The organism is Draconibacterium mangrovi (genome assembly GCF_010586825.1).
GTDB lineage: Bacteria > Bacteroidota > Bacteroidia > Bacteroidales > Prolixibacteraceae > Draconibacterium > Draconibacterium mangrovi.
Genome location: NZ_JAAAGB010000001.1, coordinates 109,114 through 135,173 on the forward strand (window position 1 = coordinate 109,114; position 26,060 = coordinate 135,173).

General features: G+C 40.9%; 11 protein-coding genes. 2 read left to right on the plus strand and 9 right to left on the minus strand.

Annotated elements, in window-relative coordinates:
• Positions 1-4 precede the first annotated feature (4 nt).
• Genes G4420_RS00605 through G4420_RS00615 form a run of 3 tightly spaced genes read right to left on the minus strand, consistent with a single transcriptional unit; the run spans position 5 to position 13,908 of the window.
• Positions 5-12,175 (minus strand): LPD5 domain-containing protein, encoded by a 12,171-nt coding sequence (locus tag G4420_RS00605; RefSeq protein WP_163321694.1) that lies wholly within the window; start codon positions 12,173-12,175, stop codon positions 5-7.
• 9 nt (positions 12,176-12,184) lie between these two features.
• Complete coding sequence (locus tag G4420_RS00610) at positions 12,185-13,369, minus strand: hypothetical protein (RefSeq protein WP_163321695.1); 1,185 nt, start codon at positions 13,367-13,369, stop codon at positions 12,185-12,187.
• Between the two features lie 2 nt (positions 13,370-13,371).
• Positions 13,372-13,908, minus strand: a complete 537-nt coding sequence (locus G4420_RS00615) for a hypothetical protein (protein ID WP_163321696.1) — start codon at positions 13,906-13,908, stop codon at positions 13,372-13,374.
• Between the two features lie 129 nt (positions 13,909-14,037).
• Between G4420_RS00615 and G4420_RS00620 the strand changes: the two genes are divergently transcribed.
• Entirely contained in the window at positions 14,038-14,511 is a 474-nt protein-coding gene (locus tag G4420_RS00620) for a transposase (protein WP_262888292.1), read from the plus strand.
• A gap of 2 nt (positions 14,512-14,513) precedes the next feature.
• The gene (locus G4420_RS00625; RefSeq protein WP_163321698.1) at positions 14,514-17,186 is read left to right on the plus strand and encodes a hypothetical protein; all 2,673 of its coding nucleotides are present in this window, start codon (positions 14,514-14,516) and stop codon (positions 17,184-17,186) included.
• A gap of 725 nt (positions 17,187-17,911) precedes the next feature.
• On the opposite strand, the gene uxuA is transcribed toward G4420_RS00625, so the two are convergent.
• The 6 genes from uxuA to G4420_RS00655 all read right to left on the minus strand — a co-directional run bounded on the left by uxuA (position 17,912) and on the right by G4420_RS00655 (position 26,059).
• Complete coding sequence (gene uxuA, locus G4420_RS00630; protein ID WP_163321699.1) at positions 17,912-19,126, minus strand: mannonate dehydratase; 1,215 nt, start codon at positions 19,124-19,126, stop codon at positions 17,912-17,914.
• Positions 19,127-19,330: 204 nt separating this feature from the next.
• Positions 19,331-20,137: an SDR family oxidoreductase gene (locus G4420_RS00635; RefSeq protein ID WP_163321700.1), complete on the minus strand. Its 807-nt coding sequence runs from the start codon at positions 20,135-20,137 to the stop codon at positions 19,331-19,333.
• A gap of 191 nt (positions 20,138-20,328) precedes the next feature.
• Positions 20,329-21,300 (minus strand): glycoside hydrolase family 43 protein, encoded by a 972-nt coding sequence (locus G4420_RS00640; protein WP_163321701.1) that lies wholly within the window; start codon positions 21,298-21,300, stop codon positions 20,329-20,331.
• A gap of 137 nt (positions 21,301-21,437) precedes the next feature.
• On the minus strand, positions 21,438-22,589 hold the full coding sequence (locus G4420_RS00645) for an endo-1,4-beta-xylanase (RefSeq protein ID WP_163321702.1): 1,152 nt from the start codon (positions 22,587-22,589) through the stop codon (positions 21,438-21,440).
• Positions 22,590-22,648: 59 nt separating this feature from the next.
• Positions 22,649-24,103 (minus strand): MFS transporter, encoded by a 1,455-nt coding sequence (locus G4420_RS00650; protein ID WP_163321703.1) that lies wholly within the window; start codon positions 24,101-24,103, stop codon positions 22,649-22,651.
• 30 nt (positions 24,104-24,133) lie between these two features.
• The gene (locus G4420_RS00655) at positions 24,134-26,059 is read right to left on the minus strand and encodes a sialate O-acetylesterase (RefSeq protein WP_163321704.1); all 1,926 of its coding nucleotides are present in this window, start codon (positions 26,057-26,059) and stop codon (positions 24,134-24,136) included.
• Between the last annotated feature and the right edge of the window lies 1 nt (position 26,060).

The following is a 26,060-nucleotide window of genomic DNA, read 5'->3' on the forward strand; positions in this document are numbered from 1 at the left end:
GTGTTTATTCGTTTATAATCTTTTCAACTTCTGTTACAGCCTCCTGCATTAATTGAGTAACTTCTTTTGCACCTTCTTCGCTGTCCATTCCTATCTTCTTAATCAAATCGGTAATCTGATCGTCGTACATCGAGAACAGCGCATTCATAACTTTTAACTGATCGCTACTCAACTGTTCAAGTTTTTCAACGTCGCGTTCGCGATAGGCATAATCTTCTACTGCTCCAAATTTTTCGCTTATATCACGGTAATCGTAATATTTACCTATCACACTCCATTTTGAATCGGGCGTATTTCGTATAAAGGCATTAATAAATGGTACATTGTCAATATCCACTTCTTCTTCGCTCGAAAACAACTGAACCAAAGTGGTAACCATGTCACTAACTGCTTTTCCTGATCCACCCAAGTAGCTGGTTATTATATGCTCTATTTTACTTGGATTCCAGTCGAGCCACCAATTCAAATCTTTAACCTTACCATCTTTTACATCAAACTTCAAATTGCCATATCGTCCTCCAATATCACGAGCTAAGAAATCGGTTATCATTTTAATGGCAGGGTTTACATTTTTTTTATGCAGGGTGCTGCTTGCCAACTGTTCTTCAAGCTTTTTCGTATATGGCTCTTTGTAAATACGGCTCTGCATAAAGTTGCGGTTATCAATAAGCTCCTGTATTGGCTTATAATAAGTTGGTACCAGTGGAGTTAATTTAAACTCACCTTCTACCCAAAAGCCCGGAATATCAATGGGGCTTAAGCCTCCAATAAAATTTAATACCGTATCGTAAGTAGCCTGTTTGCCGGTTGTCTTTCCTTTCGCGAATAAATCATAAGCAATTACTCCCATACTGTGAAAACCTCTCCAAAACTGAGGTAATGGAATTCTTATGTATTTGTCGCCTAATTTAAAGTTGGCATAGTTGCGGCGTACCCAATCGTTAATATCGTAGTAATCATCGTCGTCGTCGAACATGTCATTAAGCATGGCTTCAAAAAATCCTAACATAGCCACACTTCCTGCTACTGCTGTAAACCGTCCCGGATGATCTTTTGCCAGTTTAAAGTTTTTCTGCGCTGCCTGAATTGCCACATTAAAGAAGGCCCAAACACTGTCAACCACTTTCGAAACTTTTCCTTTGCGGTTAAAGTTTACCGAGGCTTCTTTGGCATGCATAGCTGCATCTTCCTTGCTGTTACCGGCTTCAAGCGAGCTTAAATAAACAGCAAATCGAGTGGTATCTTCAAATAACTGGTTCCATTTCTGAAAAGCGTTTAATGCTCCAACCAACTGATTTACCGTAGCTCCTTTAAAAGTGCCTTTCTGCAATATCCGTTTCAGTTCTTTTTTAAGATCCTTTTCAATTTCCTGCGGAGTTTTTTCATGGGTGTAGCCCGTAGCTCCTCCAATATGGTAAAAGTCCTGAAACTGCTTATCAAGTACATTTCCTGTGGGCTTTCCGTACAGATAACGACGTACCGTTGCCATAGCTTTCGGAACATTCTTCATTACTCTCGGATTGCCTTCTCCTATTAACATAGAAAAGGCTGCTTCAGGCACATCGCGGAAGAAGTTGGTAAACGGGAATACCGGGTTTGAGCTGGTAAACATCGCCTTCATAAAATTCGTCAAACCTCCGGCCCCTGTAATTTTCGATAATCGGTCAAGATCACTTGAATCGTAAAACTTACCAAGTACTTTAAAAATGGTGTTCTGTCGGTTGAATGACTGTGCGGTGCTTAAATATTCATCGGGGAAGACTACGGCAACATCACCACCGTCGCGCTTAATTATAACTTCGTGTTCACTACTCTCGAAACCTGAACGCAATTTCATGTGTTCTTTGTAGTACTCAGTCTTTACATCGCCACTATCAAAAAGTTCCTTACTCGGCTTTTCAATGGTAGGTACCCACACTTCTTCTTGTTCGTGTGTTTCCGGGTTAATTTCAGTATCGCGGATGTAATAAACTTTCTTAACCGAATACAAGTCCGAAAATTTATCCCGGTCGTAATTGGCCATTACCAGGTTTAACAAACTTTGGTTAACCTCATTGTTTACCCGTTCGCCAATAGCTTTAAAAGCAACAGCCTCCATATTCGATAATGGATTGTCGGCTAAACTGGTTCGTCCTTCAGAGTGTCGCAAGCTGCGTCCAAAACCGTTACTGCTATGGTAGCGTAATGTTTTAGCCAGTCCGTGGCGCCATCCTCGTAACGGAACAAAATATTTGTACTGGCTTTTATAATGGTTGTATTGTTTCTGCGAAATCTGTCCTCCCTTTAACCAGTGGTCCAATATAGTGCCGGAGGCTTTATTAACCGCCTCCCATAAATTATCGATGTATTTCTGATCGATATGCTGTTCAAATTCTTCAACCATCATATTCGCCAGGTCGTCGGGCTTAATATCCTCGTCGCTAAAAGAACTCACCCCCGAGTAATCTTTTTTATCTAACTGGTCAAGCTTTTCGTTGCGTTCCTTAGTACTAACCTTTTCTCCATCCGCTTCTTTTACCTCCAGCCATCGGTCGTATTCTTCCATACGCATCGATCTGTTACGTTCCTCGGCATGTTTAGCATATATGTATGGAATAATATAGTCGTGATTTATTTTAGAGGCTTTTACCAACTCACTGATAGCTTCCAGTACCGGAACCATATTTTCTTCATGGAAATCGCGGTAAAGGCGCTCCATGCGTCCAAAACTCAAATTAATATCTCGGTAAGGTTTTGTTTTATTCCAAATTCGGCCGCCTCTTTTTTGAACTTCTTCTTCCAGTTTGCGAATAGGAAGGTTTTTATCTTGCCACGACTGGCGAACATAACCTATCCATTCCTTGAAGTTTCGTGCTGTTTCACGTTCGTTGTAACGTTTTCCGGCTTCTTCCAAATGGTCGCCTAAAAAGTTACTATCCCCCGGCTCTTTTGGTGGAGGTGTTTTCTTTTTAAAACGTATATCAGGGTTATTAGGGTCAAATCCCCCGTTGTTTCCTGTGGCTGATTTTATTTGAGTAGGTTCGAAAACGGCCATTCCTCCGGTGTCGGAAATAATGCCATCGTAACCTTCTTTTTTAATCTGCTTGTCAACTGCTGAAATAGCCTTATCTCTCGATAAACCTTCTGCTACCTTAGAGGCTACAAGTGCTTCATATTTATCTGAATCAATGGGTTTTTCCATTCTCAGATAAACCGGCATAACGCTCTGGTTTTTTCCTTTGCCAAAATATTCAGCTCCCGAAGCAGCTATACTTGCTGCACCACCTGTGTCGGCAAAGTAAAATTTACTTTTACCCCAACCAACTTCCATGCGGCGGCCTTCTTTGTCCTGGGCTTTGGCTTTCGAAAATTCGTTAAAGTCTCTGGCGGTACCATGATATACCACCATGGGGCTTCCATCCTCGTTAACAATTTTAGAATTACCAAACCAACTTTTAAACTCGGGTGTTTCGGTTTGGGGCGCAGCTTTACTTGAATAGAGAATGTCGCCTAAGAATCGGCTTTTACTTCTTCTCTGGCCTGTTCCAGTGCTTTGTGCTGGTCCATTTTTGGTTGTTTGTTGCAAATTTCGCGGTACTTGTCCGCTACTGCTTTGGGTACTCCCATGTGCATCCGCATTGTTCCTGATTTCACTATTATTCGTTCCATATTCTTTAAATCTTCCGGTTACCCGGTGTAATGCAAATTGTAATGCTAAAGGTAATAAATTATAATCGACATTTCCCCTGAGTATATCATCTAATCGGTTATTATTTGATAAATTCTCTACCGAAAAAGCAATTAACTCATTGGCTTGTGCCGACTTACTTTCAGTATGGTAATTTTTAGGAAGAATCCTTTGAATATATTTCTCTCCAATGGTATCATATAATTCAACCAGTTCAGCGTTAGAATATTCATTTCTTACTATACTGTGAGATATTTCATGCAACCATGTTTGGGCAATCTGCTCATGTGTATTGTTGGTTTCAGAAACAATATAAATTATACCGGCGTTTTCAAGACCGTAAATTTCAACACCTTCTGAAATTTCTTTACGCATTAACTCAACCCTCTCCTTCGATACTCCTGCCTCTTCCATCAGATCGGGCAATTCGTTAAGCTCTTTTACCACCTCGGTTTTGGCAATATTTCCACTTAGCTTATTCAGGTAATTAACAAACCATTTTGTTGCTTCGTGTTTCTGGTCCAGTCCGTTCTTTCCACTTAAGTTGCGGGAAAAATTACTGTTCTTCGAAAACATTGGCATACCTTTTACCAAGGCTGTTTCCTTCATTTGCTCAGTAATAGGAAGGGAAAGTTGTTGCGAATACCTAATTTCACCTTTTGATTCTTCTTTTAACTCGTAAAGGTTATCAAACTCTTGCTCTGTAAGTTCTGAATTTTTGAATCCAACACCATATTTGTTTTCTAGATGCTTCTTATATTCAATGAAATTTTTCCCTTTTTTTGAACCAAACTCAATCGGTTCAACCTTTGCCCCAAACTTTTTACCCAATTTACCGGCCAATTTTGGAACAATTGAGTTATAGAAGGCTTTCATTCCTTCTCCGCCTACTTTAAGGTCATTCCCTTCGTATGTTACAGTTTTTGTAGTTAAAGGATTGCCATCAGATTCAATCTGTTTGCGTTCTAAATCGTTAACTGCTTTTTTAGCTAATTCTTTTCCTATGTAGTCCTCAATTTTTTCTTTAGGAATATTTGATGCTACCTCAATACCTTCACTATTATTGTCTGCGTGAATATCATACTTTCCATCTTTATTCATGCTAACATAAATAGCATCTACCTGCTTACTCAAATCATAACGTTCAGCCTGTTGTTCTCCGGTAGTCCATGCAATACGGTCAAAACCATTTTCGGCTGCATAACGAATCATTCTGCGTAATGCCAGGTTAACCCATTGGTCCGTTTTTTTGAATGGCATGTTGGGAACACTTCCAATATCTTTTGTATTAACCGCTAATCGTTCTTGTCGTAAATCCCATAATTCATTACCAAGTTCGGGGTTTGTGGCTTGCATATCTACAATACTTCCGTATTGTTCTCTCATTATTGATTCAAGTTCAGCAAGTCTTTTAGCTTTGTCATCGGGGAATCCCTCACCTTTAAACCCTTTCTTCTTTCCTTTTTGCGCCCAATCCGATTGTATTTCTTCCAGAAATAATACTTTGTTACCTTCTGCATCGGTTCGTTCGTTAAAACGAATGTGTGCTAAAATGTTTGGTTCGTCGAAGTGGGATGATTTAAAATCACCATTAGTATATCTGTTACCATATCGCTGATTGTATTCAACTGCAAGCGGATCTGTTGAACCTTCCTGCATAATTTCCTGACCGCGTTCTGAATAAGGGTCAATTCCTTTTTCAATTAAAAACTGATCGAGTGAAATTGCCTTTTCTTGTGGCATAGTCAGCAACAGTTCCTTGTAGTTTTCTCCTCCCGGAAGTTGATATTGATGGTATTTTGTTTCAGTAGCCGTGCCGTCATACTCTTTATCAACTCTGGAACTTAATTCATTGTAATAATTCAGGTCGTTTTCTGATAGTGATTCTTCACCATCTGTCATTACCTGATCTTCAAGTTCTTCATAGTCTTTCCGTTCTTGTTCTGTTAACTCGTTCGTAATTCGGCCTTTCTGAACTTCCTCAACCTCAATTTTATTCTCATCAATCCAATCCTGAATATCTTGTGTGGTGATCGATGTTTTATTATCAATAAACTCTCCCCAATCCATCCAGTCCAATTCAGCTTGTTTGGCACCGTTTTTAAGCAACATGGCTTTCATTTGTTCCGGTGTGCCTTTGTCTTGTTTAATACCGGCCAATGCTTTTTCTGTTGGAGAATAAAACACATCGCCTTTACGGAAAAGAATTGTATTCCCTTCATCGTCGGTTTTCTCCTGTATCGTGTTAAACAATTGCTGGAACGCTTCATTTATTTCACCGGTTTCGGCTTCAAGCGGATAAGGGTAACTATCCATTTCCAAACCACCATCCGTAATCCAGTCGCCTATTTCCTTAAAATTGGCTAAGTAATCGTTCTGCTCATTAGTTGCTCCTAATTTTTCAATGATAAAATTTTCAAAGCTACGCGCTGTCATCTCAAGCATTTGCGACCAGTAACGTTTACTCCGGGTTTCGTCAAGTATTTCGCTGCGTTTTGGTAATCCCGAGGCTTTAATCTTGTCAACTACTGCCTGGAAAGCTTCGTGCATTTCTTTACGAATACGTTCGTCAGGTACTACATTGCGGCCATCAACAACAACTCCCTGTCGTGGTTTTTCGGTAAGGAAATCGTTTTTACCTCGTTTACGCGAGAAGTAGTTATCGAGCGCATGCCACCATTCGTGCGCCAAACTTCCGGCACCTGATCTTTTGGTTAAGTTAATAACCACTTGCCCCGATTCGTAGTGTGCCGAAGGCGCTTGTTTTCCACCGCTACCACGAGCTCCAAAGGCAAGGCCCAATTCTCCGCCAAGGCTTATTGCTCTGGACGAAATATTAAGTGCTGTGGCTAAATCGCGTAAAGCATCGTAAGCATCATTCAGCGCATCTTGTCGCTCCTGGTTATTAACCCAATTACCAAACTGTACTCCCCTAAAACCAAATTCATTTGTAAATTCTTCAGGTGTTATATCCTTACCATTGCGGTAATCTGTTCCAACTCTGGCTCTGTTTGTTGAGCGACGTTCGTTAGGGTTTTTCTTCTTATTATCCCAGAGCTCCTGTAATTGAGCATGCTGGTTTTTAAGCATGGTAAATGCTTCCGATCTTTCCAGTCCATCTACTAAGCGTAACACTCCTGTAGCTGTTTTTTTACCAATAAAGAAGTTTTTCGTTTTGGTATCCTGGTAAACTGAAAACTTTGTTCCTTTCGATTTCTCTTTATTGTTCTCGATAAGCGATTTCAGCGCCTTGGCTGCATCTTCTATCGTTTTGTGGTCGGACAATATATATGGCGACTTAACGATTGAAATACGCTCTCCTTCACTATTAATAAATCGTTTAATTTCGTAAGCTCCGGTGTTTAAATCTACTTCTGGAAAACCAAACACTTCTTGGGTAATGCTAAATGTTTCCCACTTGCTGCTTATGGCTCCACGATCTGATTTTTTAAAAGCTTCAATAAGCTTTTTATCCATACCTTTTTCCGACAACAAATCAGAATAAACATTAATGGCTTCCTGCACCTGTTTGGCCCAACTCTCAATTTTGAATTTTTTGCGCGGTTTAGCAGGAATATTATCATACAGGAATTTAGTAACCAATGCTCCTTCTTTGGTTAATAAACCTTCAGCTACCAACTTGGCAAAGTCGGGCCGTGGAAACGACTTCGATAAAGGTTTTGATACAATATCGTCTCGGGTAGTCCCTTGTAGGGTGCTGTAAATATCCTTTTTGGCTCCGGCAATCTTTTCACCAAAATCATCAATACGTTTTTCAGTAGTGGGAGAAGGCGACACACTGCCGGTAGGTTTAATTACATCGGATAAAAACCTGGGTTCTTGATTCTTATTTGATTCTAAAACCGATTTATTTTGCTTTCTGTTGCTAACTACCTCATTATCTGTTAAATCTTTATTTGATTCTGATTTGACTGTTGGTTCAGTAATTGAGGTTTGCCCCGAATTCTCAATAGCTGCAGTTTCACCGGCTTTGGTAAGCTGTTCAATTTCCTGTTCCTTCTTGGTAATTTCAGCTTTAATGCCTTCAACTACTTGTTGGGCATTAGCCATATCAAACTGTTCGTCAATAAACAACCCACCGGGTTTACTGGCAGTATCACCAAATATCCCGTTGCGGCTGTTAATCTCAGCCTCCTTCTTCTTTAATCTGCTTTGTAGAGTAGTAAGCTCGGTTTGAGCTTTATCGATCTTTTCCTGATTAGGATTTAAGCTTTCTTCTGTTGGTAATTGTGAAGGATTCTCCGGGCTATCACTGTCCGGCTTTCCCCGGTCCGTTCTGCCTCCTGTTCCGTCAGTTTCGCCATTTTCTGCTGAAACTGCTCCTTCGTTAATGTTTTCTTCTGTGTCATTGTCTAACAAAAATAGGTTATTTAATTCATTTTCAGAAGGTAATTCACCATTATTTTCTAACTGATCATACATTTCGGCGTATGCTTCATTCATATTGGCAATATCCAGTCGTTCAGCTTCCATCATGGCTTCTGCCATTCGATTTTCCTGTTGCTCAATGTCGTTTACCTGGGCTTCTCCTATGGCAAGAATACGGTCTACCATTTCGGTCATAGTGGAATTACTCAATATAACATCGAGTACAGCATTGCGCCAAACGTTGGGCTCCCGGGCTTCCTGTTCAAAATCGGTTCCCGATACGGCTCCATCTTTAACCAATAACTCATCGATGGTTTGTGCATCGGCTTTTAGCATCCAGAAACGTTTATTCAATTCGCTTCTCGACCTCGGAAATAATTCACGTTTTATTTCGCCCCAATTCAATCGGTTTCCGCTAACAATGTATTGAAGAATATGCTGCTCTAAACTTAACGGTTCAATAGCCAGTGCCTTTGCCTTATTTTCTTTTCGTTGCTGTTTTTCTTCCGGCGAAAGTGTTGGCTGCTTTTTAATACGGGTTTGAACTAATTTACTAACCGGCTTACGTTTCGGGCCTTTTTTGCGGTCGTTCTGTCCGAGCCACTTTTTAAAGTCAGGCTTCTTCATTTCGGTAATAGCACCCAATCCCGGCCAGCTTTCTGAATAATTACTCAAATAAGCTTCCCGGGCTTCCTGTTCACTGTTAAAACCAAGCATAACCTTGTGTTCATCAAACAGCATGGTTTTCGGATCTATCTGGTCAACTACATAAACTTTTTGACTGCGGTTGTTTGGTCCAAGGAAAACATCTACCTGGTCACCATCTTTTCCTTTGGTACGTTTAAAATAACCGTAGTTGTTATTCATCGTAACGCTCCACTTATTACCGCTCTGGTCTTTTCCGCTTCGGGTGCTTCCTGTTGGGTTTTCAATGGTAATATCAAAACCACTAAACCGGGCATGGCCTTTTTTATAATTACCGGCCTCTTTTTGTCCTTCGGTAGGATTAGTGTTTACTTCGGCTTCTGCACGTTGAACACTTTCTTTTTCATCGGCAATTTCACCGGCTTGCTGCAATTCATCACTAAGTAAACTTATTTGAGTTTCTTCGCCCAATCCTTCTGCCCGATCTTGTTCCTTTTTTTCCGGTACAGTTTCTCCCTGCTGTTCAACTTGCTCAGTTGTTCCCTGTTGCTGTTCTTCAGGTTTTTCATTGGCATTAGTTTCATCAGAAGTTAATTCAGCCAGGTTACTATCGGAGGCTGTTTGTTCTGTTTGTGGTGATATAGCACTACTATTATCTGATATTGTTTCGTTAACGATTCCATTTCCACCTTCAATAAATCTTCTCGGCTGATTGGCTTGTTCATTTGTTGTTACAATTGTATTTTCCTGTAAACTTTCTTCTATTTGCAAATCTCTATCATCCTGACTATTAACTTTTTCAGAATTTGTTTCTGTCAACTTTTCAGATTTATTTTCTAAATTGTTTACCGATTCATCTTGCTTAGAAGATAACTGGGGCGGTGATGTATTTTCGGGTAAAACAGTTATTCCTGTAGTTACAACCTGTTTAGTAGGTGCCACCCATGGAACAGAAGAAGGAATTTCTACTTCTTGTTGAGTTAATTGAATACGATGCTGCTGATCGTCGGGTAATGTGGCCCGAATTTCTTTCTCCGCTTTTACCGGATCCTGTCCCTGTTCTAATTGAATATTGAAGCTTCCGGCCTCGTCGATGGTGTATTTATAATTGTTCTTGCCTATTTTAACCGTATTAACAATCTGCGGTGCTACTGCTGGTTCAGTCGCAACATTTTCATTGGATTGCAAAGGCTGTTCGCTCCCCACCTGGGGGAAGCTGTCCGAAGGACTGAGGGGGTCAGCTTCGTTTACAACTTCTTCATTCTGCTGCGTGGCTGCCTCAAATTCTTTCTGAGACATTGTAATAGGATTAGCATCCAATGGCTGTCCATTTTCATCTATTGGTTGTAATCCAATATCACCTTCAATATCTCCAAGCACAAGATAAGGCTGTCCGTTAATGGTTACGCTTTGGTCCTTAATTTCTTGTTTAACCTGCTCCTGTTGCGCAAAACGCTGCATTTCGGCCTCCATAAATTCGTCAGGGGTAACCATCTCAGGCTCTCCCTGCACATCCGAAACTGCAATACCTTTTTTACCATTTGGAGAATTGGCATCGTAAACAATTAAAATCCCGTCCGCATCATCCATTTTACCGGAAGAAACAAACCATTCATTATCTTCATCGTCTTTAATTCGCATTAACGAACCATCGCTGTGAAGATTCTGATTAATAAAATCGCTCACCTGTGCCCGGTAAGTATCAGCCGGGTCTACGGTTGGAGTTTGCTGTTCCTGATTAACTGGCGATCCTACTACCTGTTCTGCATCCTGCTGCTTGTTCCAACGGTTAAGCGTTGAAATGTAGTTAATAACAGCTCCCTGAGCTTCTTTATTACCTAATCCATTAATAATACCAAACAGTTGTTGCCCCTGTTGCTCAATACTTATCTCAGGATTGTTCAAAATTTCATTTATCTGGTTCCTTGCCGGTTCCGGTACATTGTCGTTAAAAAGTTTTGCAGCTGCTGCATCTTCTCTGTCCTGTTGCATTCCTTCACCATAAGCACTGATAGCCGACACAGCCGTATTGGTTATGCCCATGGCCTTACCCATGGCTAAAACAGTTAAGAACGTAGTTAACTGCTGAGGACCATCGAACATTTCTTTAAATTCCGAATCACCAACAAGAATTGCATTGGCCGGAATATTCACCCATTCTTCCAGGTATTCCAATGGGGCACCATTCCAACCTACTGCCTTTGTAAATTTACCAAAGTTTTCTGCGGCTCTTTTCCCTGCTGGTCCAAACATGCGCTCGGCAATTCGGGCCTTTGGTAATTTCTGATAGTATTTAGTGGCCTCAATTCCTTCTCCAAGTCGCTCTGTTAATACTTCAAGTGCTCCACTTGTCCAGCCTTTATAAATGGCCTCAAGTGGCTTTTCTGCTGTGCTTTTATCAAAACCGATATTACCGTTAGCATCTTTTGTGGTTTGTCCAAGCGATCTGTCAACTATACCAGTGTATGTTTGCGGCATTAGTGCCGAAGCTGCATAAGCACCCGCAACTTCTCCTGCCCCCTTAGCTGCAATCGATCCTATTTTTTTGCCTAAATATTTCTCAGCGCCTTTTAAAAGTGATTGTGTAACAGCTTTTCGTCCTGCAGTTCCGGATCCTCTTGTTGCTGCAAACTGAGCAAGCCATGGAATCATATCGGTAACACTTTTACCAACCTGGTAACCCTGTTTGGCATCTTGCACCGGGAATGCCATATTTACTTCCTCATTAGTTCGCCAGGCATCAAGCAATAATAATTCTGGCTTTGTTAAGGGCTCATTGTTATCAATCTTGTTGGCTACTTTCTTAAGCTTTACGGCTGTGGTTAAATCAGTGGCTCCAAGCGTCCAGAAATTACGGTCTTTTAAGGCGTCTCCTACTCCCGTCCCTCCATTGCCGGAAACAGCCTGTGCCTGTCGTAAACTTCTGTTATAAAGATTTCGGGCTAAATATTCAGTGTCATCAACATCTCCCGAAAAGGCTTTATCTAAAAGCCCATCATTACGAGTGCGATCAGTAATGCCCTGGTCGAGCTGTGTTATTTTGGCTGATATGCCGGTTAATAACTCATCCCTATTCCCAGAGAAGTTTGTTTCGGCTTGTCTCGAACCAATATTATCCGCAGCAACGCTTTGCGCAACTTGTTTTGCCGTACCAACATCCATTCCCATTGCCGAACGAGGATTACTTTTAAAAGTATCCTTCATTTCCTCCATATTCTCCGGCGATGATAAAGGCTGTGTGGTATTACTACTCATATCCGGGTAATCGTAAAGTGCTTTTGCGTTTGGAACATCCTTTAAAAAGTCATTCACTTTCTCCTTTGGAATTCCAAGCTTTTTACCATTTACCTCGTAAGCATAAACAGGTGCTGCATTGGGCATCGATTTCAGAAAAGAATCGTTTTTTTCTTGTGGAATAGCATAAAGTTTACCATCAACTGAATAAGTATTTATGTTGTTCTTCTGTGGTTCCATTCGTTCTGTTTATTGTAGTTCGTACTGGCTCCAATCTTCTGCGGATGGTTGGGTTTGGGATTCTGGCATATTTACAATAGGATATTCAAATGGTCTTGCCGAATACCCCTGAATATTATCAATATCACCCTGTGTAACAGGCTGTCGTTTCTGTCCTCTGTTAAGATATTGTGCTGCGTTTGGCACCTTGTCCCAGAACTCCGAAACAATAACCTTCATGTGGTTCATGTTTACACCTTCACCAAACTGAGATTTTAGCTGCTTCATTCTTCCCGAAATTGTTTGGGCCATTTTCGGATCGTCAACAATTAAACTATAAAGCTTTTGTATATCTCCATCACCTGCTAATTGGTGACGGGCAACACCATTTTCATCAAGCAACGTGTAAATTTTCTTGTCGTTGTCGTATTGAACTTTCCACCACATCTTATCTTTGGCTAATGCTGCATTAATGTATGGAAGTTTCATTTTCCAGTCCATTTCTACTTCCCATCGGCGGCGGCTTTCTTCGCTATCTTGTGTGTGCTTATCTTTTAACCACTGGTTATAACCTTCTTTTTGCAGGTATTGAAGTTGTTTCCATTTGTCGTCATTAGCGGCCCTTCCTGCTGCTAATCCATAATTACGATCAGTATTGTACTGGTTAAGCGCTACACGTGCCGCCAAACTTTTATTGGCTGCATCACGGTTATTCCAGTCGTCCATTCGTCGCAAATAATCATTGCGCTGATTCCAATAACTGTTAATATAAGCTGGTACTTTGTTGTTTTGTACCGGAGCATTAACCTGCCCACCTCTGGCCAGCGATATAATATCAGCAACACCACTCAATCCTTGTCCAAGGGCATTAAGTTTGGCTGCACGTTTTTTATAATCGGCAGCTTCAGTGTCAAAATAAGGCTTTGGAGCAGGTGTGTAAATTTGGTTAATCAATTCCTCCGGATCGCCTAAATAACTTTTATTCTGTGTCGGTTGCTCAGCTCCCTGTTGCACTTGTGCACTCTGCTGTTGAAGCTCATTAAAATCAGCAACACCATTCCCTTGCCGGTCTTTTAATTCACTTATGCCATCCGCATCTGCATTATTGCCCCAATAAGCACCTTTCTGGTTTCCCCAATAAGCTGCTTTCTGCTTCTCATCGGGTTCTATGGGTGTAAAACCATTGTTTTCTTTATCATCGTTAACTATTGTCATAGCTATTCGCTTGTTAAGGTTTCTGTAATTGATTTACCCCCTTTACCCATGGCTGCAACATCGGCACCGGTACTGATTAATTGTGCACCAACTCCGGCTAAGTTTGATGCATTCTGGGCTTTATTGCGGTTAAGTGCCATACGCTTAGAGTACATATCTGCAAGTGAATTCTGGTAGTTCTGCTCATTGTTAAGCTGATAGTAGGTGCTTTTCTGCGCCAGGTTATTCATTGAGTCGTTATACTGCTCATTGGCCTTACTTTTTGCAGCAATAGTGGCTTCTGCCGTTGCACCGGTAGCCTCACCTTTGCTTTCAATCGTTTTTGCCTGATCCTGGTAGCGCTTACGCATTTGCTCCACCAAACCTTTTGCGGCATTCGATTCCATAAAATCCTGATTCAGACGCTTATCATAGAAAGCATTCTGTTTAGCCTCGTAAGCGTCAAGCTGTCTTTCAGCTTCTTTATTGGCTTTTGCCGATTTAATTCCTCCGTATATGGAGGATGCTAAGCCAACTCCTGCTGTTATTGCACCAATCATAACTACTTAAATTTGAACGTTCCCGGTAAAAATAAAGTAGTTCAATCTCTATTTTGTGTACATTGTTCACTATTTTAGGAATTTTATACATGAAGTGGTGTATTTATTCCGGTAATTTTGATTCTTATTATGGGTCGGAAAAAGCAAAATAAGACAAAGCCTAACGAGTGGAGCAAGGAACAAAAGATTGCATCCATGAAAACACTGGAGCAATTAGACTTTAACTTTTCACACGCGGCAAAAGAATTAGGTGTATCACGTCAAACCCTTTATAAGTGGAAAGAATTGTACTGGGAACTATACCTTGAAAACAGGGAGCACTTCCAGGGATTCGTTGAAACTGCTCAAGCCAAACAGTTGCTTGAACACGAAAAAACAGATGCAATACTGGCTGATATGTCTGAAGTTATGCAAAATGCAGTACGCCGACTTATTGAAGATCCTAATATAATACAAAAAATGAGCGTCAGTCAGTTGCTCGAAGTAGTAAATAAATTCGGACCATACACAATACCCAAAAAGGGAGCCATGCCGCCACCGGGAGAACAGGAAGATGAAAGTAGCTTTTTTACCGATCTATTGGATAAACTCAAAAAGAAATAACAATGAATAATTTACAGGTTGCATTCGATATTAAAGGAATTGACAGAAGGACACCATATTCAGACCATAATCGGGAAGATGGGTGGTGTGACGAATTAATAAACTGGCGGCACCGCAACGGTAGGATGGAACCAGTAGGAACAAAACCAAAGTTATTTAATTTGCCTGCACGAAGTTTTCAAAAGATATGGTTGCACGATCAGGACAATGTACACAATTACATTGGACTGTCTGATCAGGCACTATACTTAATTACAATGGAAACCGGTGTAAGCACATTAATCGCCAATGGTTTTATTGGTGAAGTTAAAATTGAATTTATCAAGCGCTTCATGGTCGTTATTCACGAAGAAGGAATGGACCGTTTTATCTGGAACGGAGATGAAAACAAATACGACAATATCCTTATACCAAGTCGCCCGATGTTGCTTTTTTCACGATCTGACATACGTGGAAAAATTGTTTATACCGAAAAAGCAGTTGGCGCTGAAGCTATATTGGCCAAGTATTATAAAGCACTGAACAACGAAAATAGAGATGAAGGATTGTTAACCGGAGGCATTATGCTTCGTGCAGCCTTTCGCATGTATGATGGATCATACGTGCTACATTCAATCCCCGAATATATACAGCTTGGGTTAAACATGACAATGTATGAACAGGCAGTAGAAGGAGGTGGCGATGATAACGACCTGAATTGGATTAAGTTTTACATGAGCAAAATAAATGTGTCATTCAATAGTGCACTTTTTATTTCTATCGACAAAAACATCTTCACCGATGTTGTAATTTTTGCATGCAAGAACGAAGAATTATTTGATTTCAACGAAGACACATTTGATGATGATGTTTTAACGGATAAAGTACACAATGCTAGTACCGATCACGATTTTGATGTTGATTTTCATGATATATTTGAAGGACGAATATCAGAGGACTTTAAAAACATGGTGGATTCGCCGTCCTGGTATAAGGTTCACGAAATAAGCATTGAAGCCATACAGAATGGAGAAGCTGAAACTACTCAGGAAATCGACACAAAAGGTTTTTACCAGGATTATGCTACCCGCGAAACTCTAACTGTCGATCAATTTTCACACCACTCACTTATTGGTTCCGTTGCATATAACTACAACTCGCGCCTCATTATTGGAGATATAAAAACACTATTCGCTACCTATCGTTACTTTCCACTAAATCCATACACATTGGTAGGCGATTACATATTATTTCCCGATGAAGCTCGATATAGCGACGACTGGAATTATATCGCAGACCGCAATTGTAAATTTATTGTCACATTAAACACGTCATCCGGCGACGTTACAAAGATCATAGACGCAGGTGTGCGGCCTTTTGCAGAACACGACAATAAAGAATGGGTGGTCTTATCATTAAGTGTACTCGGTTATCCAGATGCCAGAGCAAAAAGCATAAGCATACTTGTACAGAACGGAAATCAGTGGTATAAAATTCATGAGTTTAAATTAAAAGCATCTTCTGTTAGCAATTATGCCTACTACCATTCTCCCGATTTTTCATCTGCTCCGGTTGAAATAACTGACAGATACGAATACAACTTTAATGCAATAATGGTAGGTACCGATTTTCCCGTAACACAACAGGTAAATATTAATAACTACACCAATAAAGAGTTTCGTGATGAAAACCGCTTGCAAATATCAGAAGTAAACAATCCATTCCTTTTCCCGGCAGAAAACAGCTACCAGGTAGGCACAGGCAAAATACTTGATGTGGCAACTAATACTGAACCTTTATCTTCTGGTCAGTTTGGAGAACACCCAATAATTGTATTTACATCAAAAGGGCGTTATGTAATGTTCCAGGGACTTGGCGATGTAACATTCTCAAACATTAAACCACTTGATGGTGACGTGCCGGATATGGCTGTTGATGTAACATCGGTTTCAGGCGGTGTGGTTTATTCTACACGATTAGGATTATTCATAGCTGTTGGCACACAAGTTACACAACTTTCTGAAGTGTTAACCGGAGAGGTTAATGAAGAACTGAAAAACAACCCACACTACCAGTTTTTCCTAAGCGATACACGATTAATTAACATTGTAAACAAACTGTCAACTGTTGACTTCTTAACATACCTTTCGGGGGCCACAATCGGTTACGATCACGACAACAAAGAACTACTGTGTACTAATAATGCCTTCAGCTACTCGTACACCTTCAATTTTAAATCTGGTTATTGGTCAAAGCTGGACACATCATTCAAGCTACTAATCAACGATTACCCTAAATTATATGGGCTAAGAGAAGTCGATGTGACTGGTATAATAAATATTAGTGATGAAGTTTATTCAGAGCCTATACCTACTCTCATCACTACGCAACCTCTCCACCTTTCTGCTCCAGAGGTGTTCAAGGTTGTACAGCGCCTTCGTATAAACACTATGCTCGAAACAAAAGACAATACACATGCCGGTTTTTATTTGTTTGGTAGCTCCAATCTTATCGACTGGCAGTTTATTACCGGCAGAAACCATTTAACCGGAAAAATTAAAAATATACTTTTAACCAGATCCGGAAATAAGTGGAAATATTACACCGTTGTAATTGCAGCTGATTTAAAACCAAATTCAAACGTAAATACAATTACATCCATCATTCAAACTAAGATGGATCAAAAACCGAGATAAACACTACTGTTTATAAACAATGCTTTCTAGCTGACTTAAATTGGAGATAGACATATTGATTGCAACAACTACATTGATGTGGTTTTCAGAAATAACTACGCATTGATTCGATGCTTCTGTTAATGATTGAATTCGACCAAGTAGATCAGTAGATTTAATTTCTGAGGCCAATCGCAAAATATCAATAATTTGCGTTCTGGAAAATCCGTGTCTCTCTTCCTCTGATAGCGACATAAGAATAAATTTGAGTTAATATTAGATAAAATACGAGGGGAGATCACTGCTTTCAATGAGTACTGTGCGTAGCACCTCACGTATGGACTTTCACCACATGTCTCCCCTAATATTTTAGAGAAGCACTACGCACTATGATTATTCTGAAAGCGCAACAATTATAATTATTTTTTACGGAAATATTGTGCAGTTATTTAGAATTATGGTTAATTTGTTCCAATTATATATAACTGCATTATTGTTGCAAAAAACAATAAAAACCGCACAAAAACATCACAACAAACGCTAATATTAACTTTCAATCAATTAACTACCTACACTTTAAATAAATATTACACACCTATCTGGGGGACCAGGGGTCGCAGGTTCAAATCCTGTCATCCCGACTCATATAAAGCTTGATAATCAATAGATTGTTGAGCTTTTTCTTTTTGTAAGCTTTTCTGAATTTGGTTGAATCACCTTATTCTGTTCGTTCAGAAATTGTACCGTTACACTTCATCCGCCAGCATAAACTCAATTCCGTGCATTAGTCCATCCAGCTCGGCAAGGCCTTTTAAACGTCCTATTAGCGGATATCCGGGGTTGTAATTGTATTTGTAATCGTCCATAATGCGGATGCCATGATCGGGGCGTACAGGCATTTTAACATCGCTTCGCCCCTCTTGTATTCTGCGCTTCTGTTCTTTTATCAGGGCGTACATTATTTTCATCATATTCTGCGAACCGGTTAAATGCCCCGATTCGTAAAAACTTCCATCTTCAAGCAGCAGGGTATTTCGTAAGTGCACAAAATGAATGCGGTCGCGTGTTTTTTCAATCACTTCCAGCAAATCGTTTTCTTTTCGTGCCGAGAGTGATCCGGCGCAAAAAGTTACTCCATTGTTTGGCGAAGTATTAGCTTTAAAAAGCCACTCATAATCCTCTAACTGGCCAATAATTCGCGGTAATCCCAATACCGAAAACGGCGGATCGTCAGGGTGGATGGCCAGTTTTACTCCGGCTTCTTCTGCAACCGGAATTACATCGTCGAGAAAGGCTTTTAAATTATTGCGCAGCTGCTGTTTCCCAATGCTTTTGTAACGGTCGATAAACACCAGGAAAAGACCTTTCGGATCGGCCACAGAACCATCAATCACACCATCGATAAATCCCTGTGTAACTACAATAATATTGTAGGCCAGTTCTTCTGCTTCCTGTTCCGTCATTTTTTCGAAAACCGCTTTGGCTTTTTCAACAATTTCGGCAGGATAATCGGTTTCGGCACCCGGACGTTTTAGTATAAAAACATCGAAGGCCACAAAAGTGGGAAAATCAAAATACATCGATTCACCGCCATTTTTCAGTTTGAAATGCAGATCGGTTCGGGCCCAGTCTAAAACCGGCATAAAATTGTAGCAAATGGTGTCGATACCACACTGCCCAAGGTTTCGCACCGATTGTTGGTAATTGGCAATTAAACGTTCGCGGTCGTTCGAGCAGATTTTAATACCCTCCGAAACCGGAAGACTCTCCACAACACTCCAGCGCATGCCTCGTTTTTCGATGGCTGTTTTTACCTTCAAAATCTCGTAAACCGGCCAAACTTCACCATTGGGAATGTGATGCAGGGCGGTAACCACTCCTTCCACTCCCATTTGTTGCAAATCATCGAGCGTTACCAGATCTTTCTCTCCAAACCAACGCCACGTTTTTTCTAAAGCCATTTTCCTTCTATTTACTTTATTTGAACAAACATCGAAACTTAACAATTACTTCTTGCAAATCACGCTGAATGCTAAAATGCATCCGCAAAATGTGCAAGCAGCTTTCCGCACATTAAAAATAACGAAAGTGGCAATACCAAAACAGGTATACCACTTTCGTTTTATTAATTACTTAAACAAATTAAATAGGATCGGGTTTAATTTTTAAACACCGCTAAACGAGCTAAAACCACCATCAACAGGAAGAATTACACCCGTGATGAAAGATGCCGCATCGGAGCATAAAAACTGCACTGCGCCGTTTAGTTCTTTTATATCGCCAAATCGACCCATTGGTGTGCGGGCCAGTACTTTTTTGCTTCGCTCGGTGTAAGATCCGTCAGGGTTGATCAGCACATTCCGGTTCTGGTCGCCAATAAAAAATCCCGGAGCAATGGAATTTACCCGTATTTTTTCGTTGAACTTAGTGGCCATCTCCATAGCCATCCATTGCGTAAAAATATTAATACCGGTTTTTGATACCGAATAACCAAGAACACGTGAAATGGCCGAGTAAGTGGCCATCGACGATATGGTGATGATACTGCCTTCTCCTCTTTTTGCCATTGCTTCGCCAAAAACAAGACTAGGAAAAACAGTACCGTTTAAGTTCAGATCCGTTACTTTCTGAAAGTCGTCAATCTTCATATCGAACACTGTTTGTTGTTCGGTTAAGGTGGCTCCGGGCATATTTCCCCCAGCCGCGTTAATCAATATATCAATCTTGCCCCATTTTTCAAGTAATAACTCCCTGGTTTTCTTCAGGTCTTCAACATCAAGAACACTTGAAACAAATCCAAGAACTTCTCCACCTTTTTTTTGTAACTCATCGACACGATTATCAACCTGTTCTTTTCGAATATCAAGAATGGCTACTCTTACTCCGGCATCCACCAAACTTTGTGCAATGCTCCCTCCAAGAACACCGCCTCCTCCTGTAACCACTGCTACTTTTCCTTCTAAATCAAACATTTTTTATCTCTCCTTTTACCATTGTTTATTCTACCAAAATGGAAACCAGATAAGGGTTGGAAATTGGTATAATTAATTTTAAGGACACAAAAATAGAATGCAATACAAAACAAACGTGACTCGAAATTTGCATACATTGATACTTTCTTAACCTCAACTAGAATATCACGAATCTGAAAAAATGATCTTTTTTATTCAGCCATTCCTTCAATGGTAATTATATTTCCCTCGGCATCATATTCCATTTCCACAACTTTCAAGCTGCGTAACCAGGTTTTGCCATTTGAAGGCACACAATCGTGATGGAACAGGTACCATTTGCCCTTAAATTCAACAATTGAGTGGTGTGTTGTCCAGCCTACAATCGGTGTTAAAATTACACCCTGGTAGGTAAACGGACCATAAGGATTGTCGCCAACTGCATAGCACAATTTGTGCGTGTTACCGGTTGAATACGAAAAGTAATATTTACCGTTGTATTTGTGCATCCATGAGGCTTCGAAAAAACGTCGGTCGTGATCGCCTGCTTTTAGCGGCTCACCGTTTTCGTCCAGAATAACCAATGCTTTTGGTTCTTCGCCAAATTCCAGCATATCGTCGCTTAGTTTAGCAATACGTGCCGGAAGAGCCTGCTCATCATCTCCAGGTTCATGGCCACACTCAATGGCTTTGTTATTGCGGTAACGCTGTAACTGGCCGCCCCAAAGGCCACCAAAGTACATATAATGAGTACCATCTTCATCCTCAAAAACACAAGGATCGATAGAATAACTTCCTTTCATTGGTGCCTCCTGCGGCACAAATGGCCCTTCAGGTTTATCGCTGATAGCCACACCTATGCGGAAAATATCGGTTTGGTCTTTCAACGGAAAATAGAGGTAATACTTTCCGTTTTTACAGGCACAGTCGCTATCCCACAACTGGCGCCCGGCCCAGGGGATGTCTTTCACGTCCAACACATTTCCGTGATCGGTTACCTCTCCGTCGATATCATCCATCGAAAAAACGTGGTAATCGCGCATATCAAAATGATCGCCGTTGTCGTTCTCAGGAATGCCCGATTCCACATCGTGCGACGGGTAAATGTAGATTTTTCCGTTAAAAACATGTGCTGCCGGATCGGCGGTATAAAGGTTGTCAACAAGATATCGTGTTTTTTTCATTTTTCTATAAATTTTTCTTACTAATTATTCCGTCTTCTTAGTCCTAATTTAACTAAAATTTCCGGGAGCCACACAAGTGCGCAACCCCCGGAGAAACTAACTAACTAACTAACTAACTAACTAACTAACTAACTAACTTATTTTATATTTTCGGCTTTGTTTGCTTCATCAATTAACTTTGCCACAATACTTTTTGGTTCATAGTTTCTGTCGAACAACAAAGGATAATCAGTACGTCCGCGAATTGGAAAATTGTTTTTCCACGAGGTAGCATCAGAAACACCCCACAGGGTTACGCGAGTTACCGTATCAGAATGTTTCAAAAACAGGCGGAAAAAGTCGAGCATACGTTCGTCCCACTCGTTCATTTTTTCTACCGGAACACTTTCGGTGTAAGGATTCAGGCTTTGCTGATATTCAAAGCTGGTAGCTATATCGGCACCAACATCCCTGCTACGGTTTGGTAAAATCGACATGTCAAGTTCAGTAACCATAACTTTCATTCCTTCGTTGGCATAAGCTACAATTGCGGCTTCATAATCCTCCAGTGAAGGGCTATCCATCCCAATGTGTCCCTGCATACCGATGCCGTCAATTCTAATCCCGTCAGCTTTTAAATCACGTATCATCTGAACAATTGCATCGCGTTTACCAGGAAACCATTCGTTATAATCATTGTAATACAATTCGGCATCGGGATCGGCTTCATGTGCAAACTGGAAAGCCAGTTTAATAAAGTCGTCACCAACGATTTGCAGGAATTTGCTGTTTCGCATACTTCCATCTTCCATAATAGCTTCGTTTACTACATCCCAGCCTTTAATTTTTCCTTTGTAACGACCAACTACCGTGTAAATGTGTTCTTTCATGCGCTCAATCATCACTTCGCGCGAAACATCATTTCCTTCATTATCGGTAAAAAACCAGCGCGGAGCCTGCGAGTGCCAGATTAAACAATGCCCGGTTATAAATTTATCGTTTGCTACACCAAATTCTACAAACTGGTCAGGTAAATCAAAATTGTATTCGTCTTTTCTTGGATGAATGGGACCACTTTTCATGCAGTTTTCAGCAACAATAGCCTGAAACTGATTTTTAATCACCTCAACTCCGGCTGAATCTCTTCCGGTAATTTGCCATTCGTTTAAAGCTGTGCCAATATGAAATTTACCGGCAAAGGCATCTTTTAAAGTTGGTGTTTTTTGCGACCGTGTTGTTGTACCGCTGTTACACGACACAAAAATGCCTGCTAATAGCACAATTAAAGCAAATCCATTAATATTTTTCATTCTTTTATGGTTATATGGTTTGAAATATTCTTTCCTTCAAAAGTCTTCGTTAGAAATTATTATTGTCTTCTTTCAATTAAATCTTTCTGTATCTGTACTTCTTTACTTTTATTGATTTCGTAGAAGAACAGTAAAGCAACTCCGATTAAAAACGGGATCGACGGGTAAATACTCACCAACATTTTTGCTCCCTGAGCCACACTTTCGGGCTGCGCCAGTTCATGACCGGCCGCCATTGCATCTTTCGACAGGTAACCGTACAAACCAAGAATCCAGGTAACAATTGCACCACCAATGGCCAAACCGGCTTTTAAGCCCACCATCATTGCCGAAAAGATTATAGCTGTTGCCCGGCGGTTGTTAACCCACTCCGAGTAGTCGGCAACATCAGCAATCATTGCCCAAAGAATTGGTGTTGTTACACCATAGAAAAACATGTGTAGAGCCTGCGCTAAAAACATCAGGCGAACATCTTCGGGATTGTAAAAAATGAAGGATACAATAAACAGAGTGGCAATAAATAAAGTTGTTCCGAACACATCGCGTTTTCCGAATTTATCGGCAAGTTTTCTTGAAACCGCGATACCGATCATCGAGCAAATAATTCCTCCGGCGTTGAATAATCCAAAGCCCGCCGACGCTACATCCGACTCAAAAAAGTTCATTCCTAATGCCGAAAGTGAATCCAAAATCGGCTGAATGAAACTTTGCAGAGCTGCTTCATCAACGTAATTATTAAAATAATAAACGTACGATCCGCCTTTCATGGCAAGAGTAACAAATACCAGAATGGTTAGCGTTAACATGATGATCCATGGTCGGTTTTTAAATAAATCGCTCAGGTCTTCCTTAAGGCTCGATTGCTGCTCGGGACGTGGCACAACACGCTCTTTTGTGGTAAGGAAGGTAATGAGTAAAAGTATGGTACCGATAATCGCCATCCATGTCATAACCGATTCAATTCCGGCAGCTTTATCGCCTTTTCCCACATGCAAAATGATGGGCAGCATAAATACCTGCACAAAAAACTGTGCAAACATTACGGCACCAAAACGATAAGAAGACAGACTGTTTCGCTCCGACATATCAGCGGTTAACACGCCACTTAATGCCGAATATGGCAGGTTACTTGCGGCATAAGCCATAAGTAAAAAAGTATACGTTCCGGCGGCATAAATCAGTTTTCCTTTGTACGAAAAATCGGGTGTTGTAAATGCCAGTAAAGCGATTACGCCCAGCGGAATAGCGGTAAACAAAATCCAGGGGCGAAATTTTCCCCAGCGCGAGTGAGTTCGGTCGGCCAAAGCACCAATAATCGGGTTAAAAGCAAAGGCTGCTACCAGTCCCACCACCAGCATAATTACCGAGGCATGATCATTCTGTAGTCCATAAATGTCAGTATAGAAAAAGGCAAGGAAAGTAACCAGGGTTTGAAACACGAGATTGGCAGCCAGGTCACCAAGGCTGTATCCTATTTTTTCCAGTACAGAAACTTTCTGTGAAGTAGTTTTCATTTGATTTTTTTATTATTTGATTTTTTCAATTTAGTCTTCGGTTGTAAATGGCGATGCGGGCAGATTTTCTTTGTTTTTTAAGTTCGAGCCGGCCGGATTTCCATCCCAGGCATAACGAACTGCTACCGGTTCTTTTATTTTTCTACTCCAAACCTTAACTGTATTTTTGCTCATCACCACGGCATTTGCCCAAACAAACCTGCCATCCTCTCCTGCTATCTGAAATCCTTCGAGTTTGTTGTTTGCAAATAATCCCGATCCTACAGACGAGAAGGTGAGCAAAATACTTCCATCTTCCGCTTTCATCGATTCGTAAAGCGGACCGGAACTAACTATCTCATCATTTCCGTATGCCACTCTTTCGGCCTCCAGAGCCAGACGACGTGCTACTTCTTTTTTGTTGAGCGGATGAATATCGTTCCATTCGCCAATATCAAAAGCTACTGCCATTCCGGTGTTTGGTAATTCCAGTGCACGGCGTTGTGCATCGCGGGTTTCGGCCCATCCGTTTTCAACAGGTTGTTTATTCGGAAGCCCAAGATTTGCCAACTGCACGAACAGAAACGGCAATGCTGGTTTTTCCAACTGGTCTCGCCAGTCCACGATCAGGTCTTTAAATAACTGACGATATTGAAAGCCGCTCCCGGCATTGGTTTCTCCCTGGTACCAAATCACTCCTTTAACGGGGTATTCTTTCATCGGATTAATCAGCGAATTGTACAAACCTCCCGGACGAAATGCAAGGCCGCCAAAATTTGTTCCAGGTGGATTTAGCTCAGCTCCAATATGGTATTGCCAGTCGCCGGTAATATCGATCACTTCGTTACCAACACGCACTTCATATGGTTTTTCTTCTACAAAACCACCTCGTCCGCCCTGGTTAAATACGCGTACCATTACTTTGTTTGTGCCGGCTTTCAGAACGCCTTCAGGAATGGTATAAATTCGCGGAGGATATTGGTAAGTAATGTTGCCTACAAATGTTCCGTTTACAAAAGCCGAATCGCTGTCGATAATACGGCCCAGGCGTAAAATTGCTTGTTCTCCGGCCAACGACTCATCCAATTCAAATTCCTTGTAAAACCATATGGAACCATTCCAAAAGTTAACACCTTTATCTGTCCAGTATCCCGGCAAAGAAATCTGTGGCCAGTCGGAAACATCCACATCATCTTTCGACCATTTTCCTGCCCCGTGATCATTTTTGTTTACTTCGGCGCCCCAATTGTATCTTTTTATTTCTCCATGCTCTTTAATGTAGGCTGCACGCATCGAGTCAATCTTTTTACCTTGCGCTAACCATTCGTCAAGGAATGGTGTTACTTTGTCTTTACTTAACCAGGCCTCGGCCGGCGAACCACCAATTGCGGTGCTGATTATGCCCACCGGAACATCCTGACTTTGATGAATCTTCTCGGCAAAAAACCAGGCTCCAGCCGAAAATTCCATGATATTTTCAGGTGTTGATGAAAGCCATTTTCCATCGGGATAATCGGCTTGTTCGTTCTCTGCATTTTCGCGTGTTGAAGAACGGAAAAGGCGAATCTGGTCGGTATTTATTTTCAAAATCTCATCGGCATACAAATCCATTACACGGCGTAGTTGCAGCTCCATATTCGACTGCCCCGAAGCCAACCAAACATCGCCAACTAATATATCGTTTAGCACCAAATCGTTTATCGTCATGGAATACGGACCACCGGCAGCCATTGCGTTTAGCTCAAGCTGCCAGCTTCCGTTCCTATCTGCCTTGGTTTCAAAAACTTTTCCTAAAAACTCTATTTCAATATTTTCGCCGGCATCAGCCCAGCCCCAAATCGTAACCGGTTCGTTACGCTGAAGCACCATTCCATTACTTACCAAACGTGGTAATTTTACAGCAGCGTTTAGTTCTCCATAAAACAAGAAAAGGAGTAATAAACCTAAAAAACTGTACTGCAATTTATCTTTTTTCATT